The following is a 17,195-nucleotide window of genomic DNA, read 5'->3' as shown; positions in this document are numbered from 1 at the left end:
TCGGGGCCGGACGCGACCACCCCGGGGCCGGACGCGCGGCCCGGCCCTGTCCTCGCGGCGGACTCAGGCCCGGTCCCCGCGGCGGACTCAGCCCTTGGAGGGGTGCGCCCGGCCGGTGCCCGGGGCGCCCGGACCACCGGCGGTGCTCCCGTCCGTCTCCGGGGTCTCCTTGAAGTCGACCTTGCCCATGTGGCGGTTCATGGACTTCATCAGGAACCACACCGCCAGGGCCATCACCGCGAAGACGATGAAACCGAGGACGCCGGGGGTGACCTTGTTCTTGTCGAACTCGGCCAGGGTGACCAGATGCGTCGTTGCCAGGCTCGCGCTTGCGCTCATGTCAGGCATTCTCCCTCAGGGCTACCGGACACCCGCAAAGAGGTCGTCCTCGGGGAGCGAGGTGTCCACGAGCGACTTCGCCAGCTCGTACTCCTCGGTCGGCCAGACCTCCTTCTGGACGTCCATCGGCACCCGGAACCAGCCGCCGTCCGGATCGATCTGCGTGGCGTGCGCGATCAGCGCCTTGTCGCGGATCTCGAAGAAGTCCGCGCAGGGCACGTGCGTGGTCAGCGTGCGGTCCTTGTGGCCGGACTTCTCCCAGCGCTCCAGCCACTCGCCGTAGGGCGACTCCAGGCCCCGGTCGAGCAGCGCCTTGTGCAGGGCCTCGGTGCGGGCGCGGTTGAAGCCCTGGTTGTAGTACAGCTTCACCGGCCGGTACGCCGGGCCGTACTCCTCCTCCGGGTACGTGCCGGTGTCCGCCGCGCCCTCGAACGCCACCATCGTGATCTTGTGGGTCATGATGTGGTCGGGGTGCGGGTAGCCGCCGTTCTCGTCGTAGGTGGTGATCACCTGCGGACGGAAGGAGCGGATGCGGCGCACCAGCTCACCGGCCGCCCGCTCGACGTCCTCCAGGGCGAAGCAGCCCTCGGGCAGCGGCGGCAGCGGGTCGCCCTCGGGCAGGCCCGAGTCGACGAAGCCGAGCCAGTCCTGCTCGACGCCGAGGATCTCCCGGGCCTCGTCCATCTCCTTCTTGCGCACTTCGTGGATGTTCTCCTCGATGTACGCGTCGCCCTGGAGCTTCGGGTTGAGGATGGAGCCGCGCTCTCCGCCCGTGCAGGTCACCACCAGCACGTCCACCCCCTCGGACACGTACTTGGCCATGGTGGCCGCGCCCTTGCTCGACTCGTCGTCGGGGTGCGCGTGCACGGCCATCAGTCGCAGCTGGTCAGTCAAGGCTCAATCCTCAAGGTCAAGTCGGTGCCCGGTGCACCGGGCGTTCCACAGGTGCCGCCCCGGGTGGGTCGTCGGGCCGGGGTGGCGGGTCGAGCGGCGGGCCGGGGCTTCTATAGTGACCGAATCGGAGGACGAATAATTCCGGGGTGCGGCTCCGGAGTCCCCGCGCGGGACGGCCGTCCCGCCCCTGCCGAGAGGACGATCATGAGTACGGCGAGCACCCGGCTCCCCGAGGGCCGCTACGGCCGCTCCGCGGACGAGCGCGCCGACCACAAGCTCAAGATCGCCGGTGCCGTGCTGGGCGCCCTCCTGCTCGCCCTGGTCGGCTACTTCGCCTACCACTACGTCGGCGAGAACAAGATCAGCGCGCAGGTCGTCTCCTTCCAGGCGTCCGACGACGCGGTGCGCATCCATCTGGAGGTCCACAAGGACGCCGGGGCGCGCGGCTACTGCACGCTGCGCTCGCAGGCGGCCGACGGCACCGAGGTGGGCCGGGCCGACTTCCGCTTCGACCAGGACGCCAAGCAGATCGACCAGGTGCTGACGCTGCGTACCACGTCCCGGGGCACGACCGGCGAGCTGCTGGGCTGCCACGCCGGCTGACACCGGGGCGTCATCCGGAATACGTAGGCCCTGACCTGCGTTGACGTAATTTAGATGCCTTATGTCCTCCCCCTTTCGCCGCTGAATTGTTAGGCTCGTGGTTTCGCCCATCCATGAGGGACCATTCTTCTGGGTAGGGCGATGCTTTGTATTCCCAGTACCGACGAGGAGCACCTGTGACCCAGACCAGCGAGAACGTCACCTGGCTGACCCAGGAGGCGTACAACAAGCTCAAGGACGAGCTTGAGTACCTTACTGGTCCTGCGCGCACCGAGATCGCCGCCAAGATCGCGGCCGCGCGCGAGGAGGGGGACCTGCGCGAGAACGGTGGGTACCACGCGGCCAAGGAGGAGCAGGGCAAGCAGGAGCTCCGTGTGCGCCAGCTGACCCAGCTCCTGGAGAACGCCCAGGTCGGCGAGGCTCCGGCCTCCGCGGACGGTGCGGTCGCGCCCGGCATGGTCGTCACGATCGCCTTCGACGGCGACGAGGACGACACGCTCACCTTCCTGCTGGCCTCCCGTGAGTACGCGAGCGCCGACATCGAGACCTACTCCCCCCAGTCCCCGCTGGGCTCGGGAGTGCTCGGCCACAAGGTCGGCGAGGAAGCGGAGTACGAGCTGCCGAACGGCAAGAAGGCCTCGGTGACCATCCTCAAGGCGGAGCCGTACAACGGCTGAGTCCGCGCACCGGCGGGCCGACCCGCCGCACGGACGGACGGCCGAAGCCCCCCGGGCTCCTTCCTGGAGCACGGGGGGCTTCGCCGTGGTGCGGCGGGTCCCCGCCCGAGCGCCGGTGTGCGCCGGTGCTCGGGCGATGACCGTGTGCCCGACGCCCGACGCCCGGCGCCCGGGTCAGGCGATGACCGTGTATCCGGCCTCGCGCAGCGCCTCGCGGACCTCGGCGCAGTGCGCGGGCCCCTTCGTCTCCAGGTGCAGTTCCACCTCGGCCTCCGTGAGCCCCAGCCGTGGATCGGTCCGTACGTGGCTCACGTCGAGGACGTTGGCGTCCGTCGCCGACAGCACGCCCAGCAGGGTGGCCAGCGCCCCCGGCCGGTCCGTCAGCCGCAGCCGCACGGCCAGGTAGCGGCCCTGCGCCGCCATCCCGTGCCGTAGCACCCGCTGGAGCAGCACCGGATCGACGTTGCCCCCGGAGAGCACGGCCACCACCGGGCCCTCCAGGGCCGCCCCGGCGCCCCGCTCCCCGCCCAGCAGCGCCGCGACCGGGCTGGCACCGGCCGGTTCGACCACCAGCTTGGCCCGCTCCAGGCAGAGCAGCAGCGCGGCGGAGAGCTGGTCCTCGCCGACCGTGCGCACCTCGTCCACCAGCTCGGACACGATCTCGAACGGCACATCGCCGGGGCGGCCGACCCGGATGCCGTCGGCCATCGTCGTCGGGTTCCCGATCGCCACCGGGCGCCCGGCCGCCAGCGAGGGCGGGTACGCCGCCGAGCCCGCCGCCTGCACCCCGATGATCCGCACCTCGGGGTGGAGCGTCTTGACGGCCACCGCGATCCCGGCCGCGAGCCCGCCGCCGCCGATGCCCACGACGATCGTGCGCACCTGCGGGCACTGCTCCAGGATCTCCAGCCCGACCGTGCCCTGGCCCGCGATCACGTCCGGGTGGTCGAAGGGGTGGATGAAGACCGCGCCGGTCTCGGCGGCGTACTCCTGCGCGGCGGCCAGCGTCTCGTCGACCACCTGGCCGTGCAGCCGCACCTCGGCGCCGTACCCGCGGGTCGCGCTGACCTTCGGCAGCGGGGCCCCGACCGGCATGAACACCGTGGCGTGCACCCCGAGCAGCGCCGACGCCAGCGCGACGCCCTGCGCGTGGTTGCCCGCGCTCGCGGCGACCACGCCCGCGGCGCGCTCCTCCGGCAGCAGCCCGGCGATCCGGACGTAGGCGCCGCGCAGCTTGAAGGAGCCCGTGCGCTGGAGGTTCTCGCACTTGAGGAGCACCGGCGCGCCCGCCAGCTCCGACAGGTACCGGTTGCTCTCCAGGGCGGTCACCCGCGCCACGCCCGAGAGCATCTTCTGCGCGCCCCGCACGTCGTCCAGCGTGACGGACGGGAAGGACGGGAAGGACGCAGCCGTGCCGTAACTCATGTTTCGAGTCTCGCAGCTCACGGTCGGGGCGCGCTGGTGCGACCGAACCGCGAGACCGGTTTGCGCAGCGCCGGTACGGGCCGCCTCCCGGCCGCGTACCCTGTCCCCCAACCCAGCAGCCCGTCAGAAGTGAGCCTCCGGCCATGCCCACTACACCTGAAATGTCGATGGACATGACGACCGTCGGTGACACCGGTCTCCTCGAAACCCTCCAGCACGAGGTCGCGCTGTTCGCCCGCCGCGCGGAACAGACCCGGCTCGGCGGGGTCGGGCAGGTGCGCAACTCCATGGACCGAGCCGCGTACCTGCTGCTCAACCGGCTCGACAAGGAGGGCCCGATGGGCGTCAAGGCGCTCGCCGGGAGCATGGGCATCGACTCCTCCACCGTCACCCGGCAGGTGGCGCCGCTCGTGGACACCGGGCTCGTCAAGCGCACCTCCCACCCCGAGGACGGGCGGGCCGTGGTGCTCCAGCTCTCCCCGCGCGGCCTGGCCCGGCTGGAGGAGGTCCGCACCTCGCGGCGCCGGCTGATGGCCGAGCTGACCGAGGACTGGACCCCGCAGGAGCGGGCCGCCTTCTGCTCGCTGCTGACCCGCTTCAACGGCGCGCTGTCCGCCCGCCAGGCGCCGCAGGGCGGTACGGCGGGCCGCGAGCCGGACTCCACAGACGCCACGGACGCCACGGACTCGTCGGGCTGCCGGACCTCCTGACCCCCGGCCGTTCCGCCCCCCGGCCTTCCCGGCGGTTCCGCCGCCGCGCCGCCCGGCCGGAGCCGGTCCGCCGGGCCGCCTCCCGCGCGGCTCTTGACCGGCGGGCCGCCGCTGGCCTGGTATGAGACCCGGGGCCCCGGGCGCACCGGTTCTCGTGGCGCGTGCGCGGCCGGATCCCCGTCTTCCGGATCGCCTGGCAGGAGGCGCGGTGCGAGAACGGCAGGTGTCGAACGGCGTACGCCGGGCGCGGGACTTCGAGGCGTTCGTCGCGGGCGCGGCCGGACGGCTGCTGCACACCGCCACCCTGCTCACCGCCGAGGCCCCGGACGGCAACCCGCGCGCGCGGCGCCTGCTGACCCTGGCCCTCGCGCACACGTACGCGTGCTGGGACCGGCTGCGCGGCGAGGACCCCTACGAGCGGGCCCGGCAGGCGCTGGCCGCGCGGTTCGCCCGCGAGGCGTGGCACCAGCACGGGGTGCGGGGCCACGGCCGTCCGGAGCCGCCCGGCACCCTGGCCGTGCTCACCCCGCAGGAGCGTCTGGTCGTCGTCCTCCGGCTGTACGAGGGCGTCGCCGAGGAGCAGGCCGCCGCGCTGCTCGGCCTGCCGCCCGAACGCGTCCGTGTCATCGGCGACCGGGCCATCGCCACCCTCACCCGGGCGCCCGCCCGTCCCGTCCAGGCCGCGAGCGGAAGCAGGGCGGCGCCCTCGTAGCCGCGGACGCGGGGACGGGGAACGCAGGCCGCAGGCGCAGAGGGACCGACGGGGGCGGATGTGAGACGGGGGCGGATGTGAACAGAGCGGAGCGTGAGGCGGCCGTACGGCGGCTCCTGGAGCAGACACCGCCGCAGGTGCCCGCCGGGCTGTACGAGGACGCCGTGCGCCGCGGCGGGCGCATGCTGCGCCGCCGGGCGGTGGCCCGGCGCGCCCTGTGGCTGGTGCTGTGCGCCGCGGTGGCGGCGTTCACCGTGTGGGCGCTGACGGTACGCCCCTGGGCACAGCCGCCCTCGCAGACGACCCCGCCCGTGACCGGCTGGTGAGACAGCGGGCGGCGGCCGGTGCGGCGCCGAGGGCTCGCCGGTGGGGCACCGGGCGGCGCCCCACCAGCGGCTCGTGCGGCCTCGTACCGCCTCGTACCGGCTAGCCGAGGGCCTGCTGGAGGTCCTCCAGCAGGTCGTCGACGTTCTCGATGCCCACGGAGAGCCGGACCAGGTCGGCCGGGACCTCCAGGGCGGAGCCCGCCGCGGAGGCGTGGGTCATGCGCCCCGGGTGCTCGATCAGGGACTCGACACCGCCCAGCGACTCGCCGAGCGTGAACACCTTCGCCCGGTCGCAGACCGCCACGGCCGCCTCCTCGCCGCCCTCGACGCGGAAGGAGACCATGCCGCCGAACGCCTTCATCTGCTTGGCGGCGACCTCGTGTCCCGGGTGGTCGGGCAGCCCCGGGTACAGGACCCGCGTCACCCGCGGGTGCCGGGACAGCATGTCGGCGACCTTCGCGGCGTTCTCGCTGTGCCGGTCCATGCGGACCGCGAGCGTCTTGGTGCCGCGCAGCACCAGCCAGGAGTCGAAGGGCCCGGCGACCGCGCCCATGGCGTTCTGGTGGTACGCCAGCTCGTCCCCGAGTGCGATGTCGCTCACGATCAGCGCGCCGCCGACGACGTCCGAGTGGCCGCCCATGTACTTGGTCAGCGAGTGCACGACCACGTCGGCGCCGAGCGCCAGCGGCTGCTGGAGGTAGGGGGTGGCGAAGGTGTTGTCCACGACCAGCTTCGCCCCGGCGTCCCGGGCGACCTGGGCGACGGCGGCGATGTCGGTGATGCCGAGCAGCGGGTTGGAGGGCGTCTCCACCCACACGACCTTGGTCCGCGGGGTGAGGGCGGCCCGTACGGCGGCCGGGTCGCTGGTGTCGGCGACCGACCACTCCACGCCCCACCGGGAGACGACCTTGGCGAACAGGCGGAACGTGCCGCCGTAGGCGTCGTTCGGGATCACGACGTGGTCGCCCGGGGCGAGCAGCGTGCGCAGCAGGCAGTCCTCGGCCGCCAGCCCGGACGCGAACGCGAGGCCCCGGCGGCCGCCCTCCAGGGCGGCGAGGTTCTCCTCCAGGGCGGTCCTGGTGGGGTTGGCGCTGCGGCTGTACTCGTAGCCGCCGCGCAGACCGCCCACGCCGTCCTGCTTGTAGGTCGAGACCTGGTAGATCGGCGGGACGACCGCGCCGGTGAGGGGATCGGCGGTGTTGCCCGCGTGGATCGCGAGGGTCTCGAAGTGCTGACTGATGTGCTCGTCGCTCATGGGCCCGAGCGTAGTGCTCCCGGGGCACCGGCGCGGGACACCGGGCGCGGCGGCGGTGCCGGGGTTGTCCACAGGCCGGGGCGCAGGTTGGCCAATTGTCGGCGCGGTCTGGTTCGCTTGAGGCATGGAGATTCTCTGGGTCCTGACAGCAGTGGTCCTGCTGAGCTTCGTGCTGCTGCCCTTCCTCAGGCGCAGGCGCGGCGGCATCGAGCAGGTCCCGCCGGGACACCCGGACGCCGCGGACCCGGCGGACTACGGGTTCGTGCGCCAGGAGGAGCTGGACGTCCGCATGCCCGGCCCCGACCAGGACCTGCTGGACGTGCTGGACCTGGTGCAGCGCACCCAGGACTACCGCGCCGCGGCCCAGCTGCTGGCGGGCACCGAGGCGGCGGGCGAGCTGCGCTGGCAGCGCGTGCAGGCGTTCGCCGGTGCCGCCTCGCTGGAGTTGCAGCAGCGTCCGGGCGGGGTCAGCGAGACGCCCGGCGGCCAGTGGCTGCGGGTGTGGCGGGCCGAGGCGCCCAAGGACGCGGGCGGCGCGGCGGTGCACGCCGAGTTCCTGGTGCAGCAGGCGTGGCGGACGTCGACGCCGGGGACGGACGAGTTCCGGATCATCATGGAGGAGGCCAGGGAGTCCTGCGGCCGGGCCGCGCTGCTGGCCCCCGGCGACCCCGTGCCGTACATCACCGAGCTGTCGGTGGCGCGCGGCCTGGCCTATTCCCGGCCGGAGTTCGAGCAGCTCTGGCTGAAGATCCTGGACCGCGCCCCCACCCACATGGGCGCCCATCTGGCGGCGCTGCACTACTGGTGCGAGAAGTGGCAGGGCTCGCGGGAGCTGGCCATGGAGTTCGCCGAGGCCGCCGCGGCGCGCGCCCCGCGGGGCTCGCTGCTGGCCGCCATGCCGCTCTTCGCGGTCTTCGAGCACCTGCCGGAGGTGAACCTGGTCCGCGGCTTCTACCAGAGCGAGGTCGTCACCAAGGCGGTCCACGGCGCCCTGCACGCCCTCCACGGCGCCCGCCCCGGCGACCCGATGGCCGCGCACGTGCGCCATCTGCTCGTCTTCTTCCTGGTCCGCTCCGAGCGCTGGGCCGAGGCCATGAACCAGCTCATACACGTCGACGGCCATGTCGGCGCCCTCCCCTGGATCCTCTCCGAGGACCCCGCCGCCGAGTTCGCCGTCTACCGCGCCCTCGCGGTGGCCGGCTACGAGGCGAACGGCGGAAGCCCGGCGACCCTGCCGCAGTGACCCGGCCGGGGGCACCCGACGACCGGTCGGGGCCGGGGCCGTCGCCGGACGGCACCGGCCCGCTCCGCCCGGAGGCGACGCGCCACCGCCCCCGCCCGCGCGGTGCGGGCGGAGGCGGTGGGACCGGGACCGGGTCCGGTCCCGGGGCCGGTCGGGGTCAGATCGTCGAGGTGTCGATCACGAAGCGGTAGCGGACGTCGCTGGACTCGACGCGTTCGTACGCCTCGTTGACGCGGGACGCGTCGATCAGTTCGATCTCGGCGCCGATGCCGTGGGCGGCGCAGAAGTCGAGCATCGCCTGGGTCTCGGCGATGCCGCCGATGTTGGAGCTGGTGAGGTTGCGGCGGTTGCCGAAGAGGGCGCCGTAGGGGATCTGCACCGGCTCCTCGGGCAGGCCGACGTTCACCATGGCGCCGTCCAGGCGCAGCAGGGACAGGAAGGCCGGGAAGTCGAGCGGCGCCGAGACCGTGTTGAGGATCAGGTCGAAGCTGCCCTTGAGCCGCTCGAACGTCTCCGGGTCGCTGGTGGCGTGGTAGTGGTCGGCGCCCAGGCGCAGCCCGTCGTCCTGCTTGCGCAGGGACTGCGAGAGGACGGTCACCTCCGCGCCGAGCGCGTGGGCGAGCTTGACGCCGACATGGCCCAGGCCGCCGAAGCCCACCACGGCGACCTTCTTGCCGGGGCCGGTGTTCCAGTGCCTCAGCGGGGAGTACGTGGTGATGCCGGCGCACAGCAGCGGGGCGGCCACGTCCAGGGCCAGGCCGTCGGGGATGCGGACGACGTAGTTCTCGTCGACCACGATCTTCTGCGAGTAGCCGCCGTAGGTGGGCTTCCCGTCCTTGCCGACGGCGTTGTACGTCCAGGTGGGGCGGCTGGTGCAGTACTGCTCCAGGCCCGCGGCGCAGTTCTCGCAGGTGCGGCAGGAGTCGACCATGCAGCCGACGCCCACCCGGTCCCCGACGGCGTGGCGGGTGACGCCGGGGCCGACCTCGGAGACGACACCCGCGATCTCGTGGCCGGGGACCATCGGGAAGACGGCCTCGCCCCAGCCTTCGCGGGCCTGGTGGATGTCCGAGTGGCAGATGCCCGCGAACTTGATGTCGATCAGCACATCGAACTCGCCGACTGCCCGGCGTTCGATGGTGGTGCGCTCCAGCGGTGCCTTCGCTGCGGGCGCGGCGTATGCGGCGACGGTGGTCATACGGAGGGTTCTCCTCGGTGGTTGCCTGCCGTGCCCGGCTGCCTTCCGGGCTGCCTCGCGGCTGCCTCGTGCTGCCATTGCCTTCGTGCCGGGCACGCCCTCCACAGTGCCCGCTCGCGCGCCGTTCACCCAGGCCACGCCTCTGCCTACGACCAGCGTGCCTACCACTGGCGGGGGCAGGATGCGGTGCGTAGGACCGGTGATACTGGACGTATGGACGACAAGCCGGACAGCGCCGCCCCCGGAGCCGGTCCCGGAGCCGCCCCCGGAGTCGGCCGGGGCGTCGGCGTGGACGCCGGGGCCGGTCTGGAGCGCCGGGCCGAGCTGAGCGAGTTCCTGCGGACCCGCCGCGCCCGGCTGCGGCCGGAGGACGTCGGGCTGCCGCACTACGGGCGCCACCGCCGGGTCCCCGGGCTGCGCCGCGAGGAGCTGGCCCAGCTCGCCGGGGTCTCGGTGGCGTACTACACGCGTCTGGAGCAGGGCAACGGCCGCAATGTCTCCGCCGAGGTGCTGGACTCCATCGCCCGCGCGCTGCGCCTGACCGACGCCGAGCACGCCCATCTGACCCATCTGGCCAAGCCCAAGCACAAGAAGCGGCAGAGCGCGCCGACCCAGCAGGTGCGGCCCTCGCTGCGGCAGCTTCTGGACACGATGGACGGCGTCCCGGCGTACATCGTCGGGCGCCGCTCGGAGCTGCTGGCCTGGAACCGGATGGCGGCGGCCGTCTTCGGCGACTGGTCCCGGCTGCCCGCCCCGGAGCGGAACTGGGCCCGGCTGGTCTTCCTGCATCCGGAGACCCGCGACCTGTACGCCGACTGGGAGCAGAAGGCGATCGACGTCGTGCTCTCGCTGCACATGGAGGCCGGCTGCTATCCGGACGACCCGCGGCTGTCGGCGCTGGTCGGTGAACTGTCCGTGAAGAGCGAGGACTTCCGCCGTCTGTGGGCCACGCACGACGTCAAGGAGAAGAGCCACGGCGTCAAGCTGCTGCGCCATCCGCTCGTCGGCGAACTGGCCCTGCGCTACGAGTCGTTCAAGGTCGCCGACGCCGGTGAGCTGACCATGACCGTCTACCACCCCGAGCCGGACTCCCCGTCGGTCGAGTCGCTGCGCCTGCTGGCCAGCTGGGGCGCGGACGCGACACGGACGGGGAGCGGCAGCCCGACGCCGTAGCGGCGCCGGGGGGCGTGCGCGGGTCAGGCCGTGACCGGGCCCGCGGTGTTCTCCTTGACGGTGATGCGGCCCTTGCGCAGGGTCGCCAGGCGCGGGGCCCTCTTCGCGATCGTGGAGTCGTGGGTGACCATGACGAACGTCAGCCCGTGCTCCTTCCACAGACCTTCGAGCACGCCCATGATCTCGTCGCGGGTCGACTCGTCCAGGTTGCCGGTGGGTTCGTCGGCGAGCAGCACCTTGGGCCGCTTGACCAGCGCGCGGGCGATGGCGACGCGCTGCTGCTGGCCGCCGGACATCTCGCCGGGCAGATGGCCGAGCCGTTCGCCGAGGCCGACCGACGTCAGCGCCTCGGCGGCGCGTTCGCGGCGTTCGCGGGCCTTGACGCGGAGCGGGACGAGGGCGGTCTCCACGTTCTCCTGCGCGGTCAGCGTGGGGATCAGATTGAAGGACTGGAAGACGAAGCCGATGTTCTCGCTGCGCACCCGGGTGAGCCGGGCCTCGGAGAGTGCGGCGAGGTCGGTGCCGTCGAGCACGACCTCGCCCGAGGTCGGCCGGTCCAGTCCGCCGAGCATCTGGAGCAGGGTCGACTTGCCGCCGCCGGTGGGTCCCTGGATGACCAGCCGGTCGCCGTCGCCGATGGTCAGGTCGACCCCGTCGAGGGCGTGGACGGTCTGCTTGCCCCGGGTGTAGTGCTTGGTGACGCCTCTGAGTTCGTACATGTGGATGGCTCCTGGGCTGCTGGAGAGGACGGAGGGCGGAGGGCGGGGGGCGCGGACGCCGGGGGCGTACGGAGACCACGGGAGCCTCCGTACGCGGGCGCGCGGCACATGGGGCACGGGACCCCGTACGCGGGCGCGGGGCCCTGCGTACGCGGGCGTGCGGGTGCTACGCGACGCGGCGCAGTGCGTCCGCCGGGCGCAGCCGTGAGGCGCGCCAGCCGCCGAACGCGCCCGCGATGAGGCCGCCGGCCACCGCGAGGCCGACCGCGACGGCGATGGTGGTGAGACCCACCGGCGCGGTGAGCGCGACGTCGAGGGACTTCGCCGCCTGTCGGCCGGGACCGCCGAAGCCGCCTCCGCCCCCGCCGCCGAAACCGCCGCGCCCGCCGGAGCCCGCGCCCGAGGAGCCGAGCTGTGCCTGGAGCGTCGGGCTGATCGCGCTCACGGCGTACGCGCCCGCCAGGCCGAGCGCGATGCCGAGGACACCGCCGATCAGGCCGTTGACGACGGCCTCGCCGACCACCTGCCGGGTCACCCGGCCGGACCGCCAGCCCAGCGCCTTGAGCGTGCCGAACTCGCGCACCCGGCGGGAGACCGCCGAGGAGGTCAGCAGCCCGGCGACCAGGAACGCGGCGATCAGCACCGCGACGGACAGCCACTTGCCGACGTTGGAGGCCAGGTCGGAGGCGGTGGACAGGGATCCGGAGACGGTCTTCGCGAGGTCGGCGGAGGTGGTGACCGTGGTCCCCGGGACGTTCTTCTGGATGGCGCTCTTGACGGAGTCGATCTGCTGGGAGCCGGCCGCCTTGACGTAGACCGTGGTGACCTTGTCCTTGTCGCCGCTGAGCGTCTGCGCCTGCTTCAGCGGCAGGTAGAGGTTGGCCGCCGCGTCGCCGCTGGTGGCGGTGGCGATGCCGATCACCTGGTACTTCACGTTCTTGACGGTGACCGTGGAGCCGACCGCGAGCTTCTTCTCCTTGGCGTAGGCCGCGTCGGCGACGGCGACCTCGGCGTCGGTCTCGGTGGTCTTGAAGGTGCGGCCGCCGGTGATCTTCGAGGAGGTCAGCGGGCCGAGCGCGGGCTGGGTGACGTCGGTGCCGTAGACCGTGTACTGGTTGACGTCGAAGTCGGCACCGCCGCCCTCGACCTCGCCCTGCGGGGTGGGCTGGGCGCCGCGTCGGCCGCCCTCGCCGCCCCCGCCGCTCTCACCGTCGCGCATCCGGAACTGGCCGCGGGTGAACTGGCCGTCGACCTTGACGACATTGAGGCTGAGCCCGCCGACGGCGGCGGAGACGCCCTTCTGCCCGGCGACCTGGGTCACCGTGGCGGCGGGCAGGGTGGTGAAGCCCTGCGCCCGGACCATGTCGCTGCTCTGGCTGGAGCTGTCGCCGTCGCCCTTCGCGTCGAACTTGAAGCGCGGGCGCTGGGACTCGCCGGAGGTGGGCGTGGCCGCCTTGGTCACGGTCATGTCCGTGCCCAGCCCGTAGAGCGACTGGAGGACCTTGTCCTGGGCCTTGCTCATGCCGTCGGACACGGAGGTGACCACGATGACCAGGGCGATCCCCAGCGCGAGACCGGAGGCGACGACGAGGGCCGCCTTTCTGCGGCGGCGCAGCTCGCGCCTCAGGTAGGTGAAGAACATGCGCCGCAAGCTAGGGACGTCCCGTGATGAAGGGATAAGCCCGCCATAAGAGAAGGATGAGAAGCCCGGCGGACGGCCGCGGCACGGCGAACGGCGCCGCCCCTTCAGAAGGAGCGGCGCCGGTGCGCGGTACGGGCGGGTCGGGCGGGTCAGGCGGCGGAGCCGGCCTTCCACTGGGACCAGCTCATGTTCCAGCCGTTGAGGCCGTTGTCCGGGGAGACCGTCCTGTCACCGGTGTGCTGGACCACGACGACGTCACCGATCAGGGAGTGGTTGTAGAACCACGCGGCGGGCGTCTTGGTGTCCTTGGCGCCCTTGGTGTCCTGGAGGCCGACGCAGCCGTGGCTGGTGTTGGCGTTGCCGAAGACGGACGGCGCGTTCCAGTAGGCGCCGTGGATGAAGGTGCCGGAGGTGGTCAGGCGCATGGCGTGCGGGACGTCCTTGATGTCGTACTCGCCCTTGCCGTCGGAGTCCGTGAAGCCGACCGACGCGCCGTTCATCCGGGTCTGGGTGAACTTCTCCGAGATCACCATGGCGCCCTCGTAGGTGGTGTGCTCGGGCGAACCGGCGGAGATCGGGATGGTCTTGACGGTCTTTCCGTTCCGCGTGACCTTCATCTGCTTGGTCTTCGCGTCGACGTAGGAGACCTGGTTGCGGCCGATGTGGAAGGTGACCGTCTTCTGCTGGACGCCGTAGACGCCCTGCGCGCCCTGGACACCGTCGAGGTCGAGCTTGAGCGTGACGGTGGAGCCTTCCTTCCAGTACTGCTCGGGGCGGAAGTCGAGGCGGTTGGCGCCGAACCAGTGGCCGACGACCTGCTGGCCGCCGGAGGAGCTGACGGTGATGTGCTTCTGCACGGCCGCCTTGTCGGTGATCGACTTGTCGAAGTTGATCGAGACCGGCATGCCCACGCCGACGGTGCTGCCGTTGTCCGGCGTGAAGGTGCCGATGAAGCTGTGCGCCGGGGCGACCGTGGTGAACGAGGCGTTCTCGTGGGCGGCGCGGCCCTTGGCGTCCGTGGCGGTGGCGGCGACCTTGTAGGTGGTGGAGCGGGCCAGCGGGGCGCTGGGCTTCCAGCTCGCCTTGTCGGCGGATATCTCGCCCTTGACGGCCTTGCCGTCCGCGGTCGTCATGGTGACGTCCGTCAGCGTGCCCTTGGCCACGGTGACCGCGGCCGAGTTGTTGATGGAGGCGTCGGCGGAACCGTCCGCCGGAGTGATCTTGATCTGGGCCTCCGACGTCTGCTGGGCCGCGGCCTTGTCGGCCTTGGCCTGCGAGGGGTCGCCGTCGCCTCCACCGGCCGCGTTGCTGCTGCCGGAACAGGCCGTGAGCACCAGTACACCGCCGAGCAGTGCGGACGAGCCCATCAGGGCCCTACGCCGCCTACTGTTCGTCATCACACGCTTCTCCATCGTTGCCGTAATCCCCAGGACCCCCGATTCCCCCCGTCGCGAATCATCAACGCTACGACCGTTTCGTCCCGTTCCCCAGGGCGCCCGAGTGTGGGCCTCGCCACGTCGGCACGGCCCCGGACGCCGCCCGCCCCGCCAAGTCCCTGCCCCGGCGGGACGGCGTCATGCCGGACGGCCGCCCCCGCCGGTACGGGCCGCCCCGGTGTCTTGCGTCACACCGGCCGCCCCCGTGCACCCGGAGCGGACGAAAAGGTACAAAGAGTGACAGTCCACGGCGCCCGCCACGACCGGCCGGATCTCAAACCTCCCGTGACTTTCCCGTGACCCGTGACGTTCACTACGATCGCCCCACACGGCCAATTCGCCAGTGCCACAAGGGGATCGATATTCCGTGTCAACCGCTCGCCGTACGCTGCTGACCGCCACCGCCGCGGGCACCCTGCTGGGCGCCCTGTGGTTCGTCCCCTCCGCGAGCGCGAGCGGGGACGCGCCGACGAGAACGGTGGCCGACGCGGTACCGACCGCGCAGGCCACCCAGCAGGGCCGGGCCGCGGGTACGCCGACGGACGGCACCGGGATGCGGACCACGGCGGTGCGCACCTCGGCGGCGGACACGACGGCGGACACGGCGGCCGTCAGCACGGCCGGGGACGCGGCGGCCTCCGCCGGATCCCTCCCGGCCGACGGCACGGAGCTGGCCGACACCGGAAGCATCGACACCACCCCCTACGTCATCGGCGGATCCCTCTTCCTCGCCGCGGGCGCCGGCTTCGTGGTGTATTCGGTACGCCGGGAACGCCTGGGCTTCTGACGGCCCCTGGCGGGGCGGCTCCGGCGCCCCCACCCGACCTGAGCGGGTCGGCCGCGCCGGTCCTGCCCACGGGTGGGACGGAGGGCGCGGACGACTTCCCCGGCGGGGGCGGGCGCGACGCCGCCTTCTTCCCGGCAGACCGGGCGGCCTGCGGGCCCCTTCCCGGCCGACGGGCGACGCGAGTCCCCTTCCCGGCAGACCGCGCCACGCGGATCTTCCCGGCAGACCGCGCCACGCGGATCGGCTTCCGTCCGTCCGGGCCGGGCGGACCGGCGGCCCCTTTCCCGGCAGATCGGAGGGCACAGCCCCCTCCCGCCACGCCCTCCCCTGCCGGGCGGGCGCGCACGGTCACCTGCCCCATGCCGGGCGGGCACGGACCCCCGCGGGTGGCCCGGCATGGGGCAGGTGTCCGCCCCGTCCCGCCCGGCGCGGGCAGGGCTCAGTTCAGCGGGCCGGTGACCGTCTCCGCCGCCGCGACCAGCGCGCCCTGGGCCACGAAGGTGTCGGCGGCGGCGAGGTCGGGCGCCAGGAAGCGGTCCGGGCCGGGACCGCCCACCCCGGCGGCGCGCGCGGCCTCGATGACCGCCCGGCTGGCCGGGGCCGGTTCCAGGCCCGCCCGCAGCTCGACGGCGCGCGCGGCGGCGTACAGCTCGATCGCGATGATCCGGGTCAGGTTGCCCACCGCCGTGCGCAGCTTGCGCGCCGCCGACCAGCCCATGGAGACGTGGTCCTCCTGCATGGCGGAGGACGGGATGGAGTCGGCGGAGGCGGGCACGGCCAGCCGCTTCAGCTCGCTGACCAGCGCGGCCTGGGTGTACTGGGCGATCATGAGCCCGGAGTCCACGCCGGGGTCGTCGGCGAGGAACGGGGGCAGGCCGTGGCTGCGGTTCTTGTCCAGCAGCCGGTCCGTGCGGCGCTCGGCGATGGAGCCGAGGTCGGCGGCGGCGATGGCGAGGAAGTCCAGTACATAGGCGACCGGGGCGCCGTGGAAGTTGCCGTTGGACTCCACCCGGCCGTCCGGCAGGACGACGGGGTTGTCGACGGCCGCCGCGAGTTCGCGTTCGGCGACGAGCCGGGCGTGCGCCAGGGTGTCCCGGCCCGCACCGGCGACCTGCGGGGCGCAGCGCACGGAGTAGGCGTCCTGGACGCGCGGCGCGTCGTCCTGGTGGTGCCCGGTGAGCTGGGAGCCCTTGAGCACGGCGAGCATGTTGGCGGCGGAGGCGCCCTGGCCCGGGTGCGGGCGGATGGCGTGCAGTTCGGGGGCGAGCACCCTGTCGGTGCCGAGCAGCGCCTCCAGCGAGAGGGCGGCGGTGATGTCGGCGGACTTGTAGAGGGTGTCGAGGTCGGCGAGGGCCATGACCAGCATGCCGAGCATGCCGTCGGTGCCGTTGAGAAGGGCGAGGCCCTCCTTCTCGCGCAGTTCGACGGGCGCGATGCCGTGCTCGGCGAGCAGTTCGGCGGCGGGCCGCACCGTACCGTCCGGGCCCTCCGCGTCGCCCTCGCCCATCAGCGTGAGCGCGCAGTGCGAGAGCGGGGCCAGGTCACCGGAGCAGCCGAGGGAGCCGTACTCGTGCACGACCGGGGTGATGCCCGCGTTGAGGACGTCGGCCATGGTCTGCGCGACCTCGGGGCGCACCCCGGTGTGGCCCGAGCAGACGGTCTTCAGCCGCAGGAACATCAGGGCGCGTACGACCTCGCGCTCGACCCGCGGACCCATGCCCGCGGCGTGCGAGCGGACGATGTTGCGCTGGAGCCGGGCGCGCAGCTCGGGGCTGATGTGCCGGGTCGCCAGGGCACCGAAGCCGGTGCTGACGCCGTAGACGGGCTCGGGCTTGGCCGCCAGCGCGTCCACGACCTCGCGGGCCGCCGCGAGGGCCGCCACCGCCTGCTCGGAGAGTTCGACCCGCGCGCCGGCGCGCGCCACGGCGAGGACGTCGGACGCGGTGACACCGGACGTCCCCACCACCACAGTGTGCATATCCATATTCAGGAGCGTACGCAGTGAATGCGACGGTGTCACTAGTGGGTGCCGGGAGTGCCCCTTACCCAGCGGATG

The 17,195-nt window shown here is 72.9% G+C and carries 17 protein-coding genes; 8 read left to right on the top strand and 9 right to left on the bottom strand.

All coding sequences use genetic code 11. The annotated features are described in order from the left end of the window. Positions 1-87 precede the first annotated feature (87 nt). Entirely contained in the window at positions 88-348 is a 261-nt protein-coding gene (locus tag ACWDYF_RS19910; protein WP_026252074.1) for a hypothetical protein, read from the bottom strand. A gap of 12 nt (positions 349-360) precedes the next feature. Beyond that, the gene (mca, locus tag ACWDYF_RS19905) at positions 361-1,233 is read right to left on the bottom strand and encodes a mycothiol conjugate amidase Mca (protein WP_389469622.1); all 873 of its coding nucleotides are present in this window, start codon (positions 1,231-1,233) and stop codon (positions 361-363) included. Positions 1,234-1,437: 204 nt separating this feature from the next. On the opposite strand from mca, the gene ACWDYF_RS19900 reads away from it, so the two are divergent. Next, on the top strand, positions 1,438-1,836 hold the full coding sequence (locus ACWDYF_RS19900; RefSeq protein WP_018565090.1) for a DUF4307 domain-containing protein: 399 nt from the start codon (positions 1,438-1,440) through the stop codon (positions 1,834-1,836). A 176-nt stretch (positions 1,837-2,012) separates the two neighbouring features. After that, positions 2,013-2,513, top strand: coding sequence for a transcription elongation factor GreA (gene greA, locus ACWDYF_RS19895; RefSeq protein ID WP_018565089.1), 501 nt, complete (start codon positions 2,013-2,015; stop codon positions 2,511-2,513). Positions 2,514-2,687: 174 nt separating this feature from the next. Here the strand turns inward: greA and ilvA are convergent, their stop codons facing one another. Next, complete coding sequence (gene ilvA / locus ACWDYF_RS19890) at positions 2,688-3,938, bottom strand: threonine ammonia-lyase (RefSeq protein ID WP_389469626.1); 1,251 nt, start codon at positions 3,936-3,938, stop codon at positions 2,688-2,690. 167 nt (positions 3,939-4,105) lie between these two features. Here ilvA and ACWDYF_RS19885 point away from each other — a divergent pair, with 167 nt between their 5' ends. The 3 genes from ACWDYF_RS19885 (at position 4,106) to ACWDYF_RS19875 (ending at position 5,686) form a co-directional block, all read left to right on the top strand. Then, entirely contained in the window at positions 4,106-4,648 is a 543-nt protein-coding gene (locus ACWDYF_RS19885) for a MarR family winged helix-turn-helix transcriptional regulator (protein ID WP_451584289.1), read from the top strand. Between the two features lie 208 nt (positions 4,649-4,856). Then, positions 4,857-5,360, top strand: coding sequence for a sigma factor-like helix-turn-helix DNA-binding protein (locus tag ACWDYF_RS19880; RefSeq protein WP_389469632.1), 504 nt, complete (start codon positions 4,857-4,859; stop codon positions 5,358-5,360). Positions 5,361-5,437: 77 nt separating this feature from the next. Continuing rightward, the gene (locus ACWDYF_RS19875) at positions 5,438-5,686 is read left to right on the top strand and encodes a hypothetical protein (protein WP_389469634.1); all 249 of its coding nucleotides are present in this window, start codon (positions 5,438-5,440) and stop codon (positions 5,684-5,686) included. Between the two features lie 100 nt (positions 5,687-5,786). On the opposite strand, the gene ACWDYF_RS19870 is transcribed toward ACWDYF_RS19875, so the two are convergent. Next, positions 5,787-6,941 (bottom strand): cystathionine gamma-synthase, encoded by a 1,155-nt coding sequence (locus ACWDYF_RS19870; protein WP_389469636.1) that lies wholly within the window; start codon positions 6,939-6,941, stop codon positions 5,787-5,789. 124 nt (positions 6,942-7,065) lie between these two features. On the opposite strand from ACWDYF_RS19870, the gene ACWDYF_RS19865 reads away from it, so the two are divergent. Continuing rightward, complete coding sequence (locus ACWDYF_RS19865; protein WP_026252071.1) at positions 7,066-8,184, top strand: hypothetical protein; 1,119 nt, start codon at positions 7,066-7,068, stop codon at positions 8,182-8,184. A gap of 157 nt (positions 8,185-8,341) precedes the next feature. Here ACWDYF_RS19865 and ACWDYF_RS19860 read toward each other — a convergent pair whose 3' ends face one another. After that, positions 8,342-9,382 carry an NAD(P)-dependent alcohol dehydrogenase gene (locus ACWDYF_RS19860; RefSeq protein ID WP_389469640.1) on the bottom strand — a complete coding sequence of 347 codons (1,041 nt, stop codon included), beginning with the start codon at positions 9,380-9,382 and terminating at the stop codon, positions 8,342-8,344. A gap of 213 nt (positions 9,383-9,595) precedes the next feature. Between ACWDYF_RS19860 and ACWDYF_RS19855 the strand changes: the two genes are divergently transcribed. Next, on the top strand, positions 9,596-10,555 hold the full coding sequence (locus ACWDYF_RS19855; protein ID WP_389469643.1) for a helix-turn-helix domain-containing protein: 960 nt from the start codon (positions 9,596-9,598) through the stop codon (positions 10,553-10,555). A 23-nt stretch (positions 10,556-10,578) separates the two neighbouring features. On the opposite strand, the gene ACWDYF_RS19850 is transcribed toward ACWDYF_RS19855, so the two are convergent. The 3 genes from ACWDYF_RS19850 to ACWDYF_RS19840 form a co-directional block, all read right to left on the bottom strand. Beyond that, complete coding sequence (locus tag ACWDYF_RS19850; protein ID WP_381736594.1) at positions 10,579-11,274, bottom strand: ABC transporter ATP-binding protein; 696 nt, start codon at positions 11,272-11,274, stop codon at positions 10,579-10,581. A gap of 166 nt (positions 11,275-11,440) precedes the next feature. Further along, positions 11,441-12,916, bottom strand: a complete 1,476-nt coding sequence (locus tag ACWDYF_RS19845; protein WP_389469647.1) for an ABC transporter permease — start codon at positions 12,914-12,916, stop codon at positions 11,441-11,443. A gap of 149 nt (positions 12,917-13,065) precedes the next feature. After that, positions 13,066-14,328, bottom strand: a complete 1,263-nt coding sequence (locus ACWDYF_RS19840; protein ID WP_389469650.1) for a L,D-transpeptidase — start codon at positions 14,326-14,328, stop codon at positions 13,066-13,068. Between the two features lie 391 nt (positions 14,329-14,719). Between ACWDYF_RS19840 and ACWDYF_RS19835 the strand changes: the two genes are divergently transcribed. Further along, positions 14,720-15,139, top strand: coding sequence for a cell wall protein (locus ACWDYF_RS19835; RefSeq protein ID WP_389469652.1), 420 nt, complete (start codon positions 14,720-14,722; stop codon positions 15,137-15,139). 439 nt (positions 15,140-15,578) lie between these two features. Here ACWDYF_RS19835 and hutH read toward each other — a convergent pair whose 3' ends face one another. Beyond that, complete coding sequence (gene hutH, locus ACWDYF_RS19830; RefSeq protein ID WP_389469849.1) at positions 15,579-17,117, bottom strand: histidine ammonia-lyase; 1,539 nt, start codon at positions 17,115-17,117, stop codon at positions 15,579-15,581. Positions 17,118-17,195 lie beyond the last annotated feature (78 nt).

The sequence above is a fragment of the Streptomyces sp. NPDC003284 genome, assembly GCF_053589675.1.
This window is presented reverse-complemented; position numbering and strand designations above follow the sequence as displayed.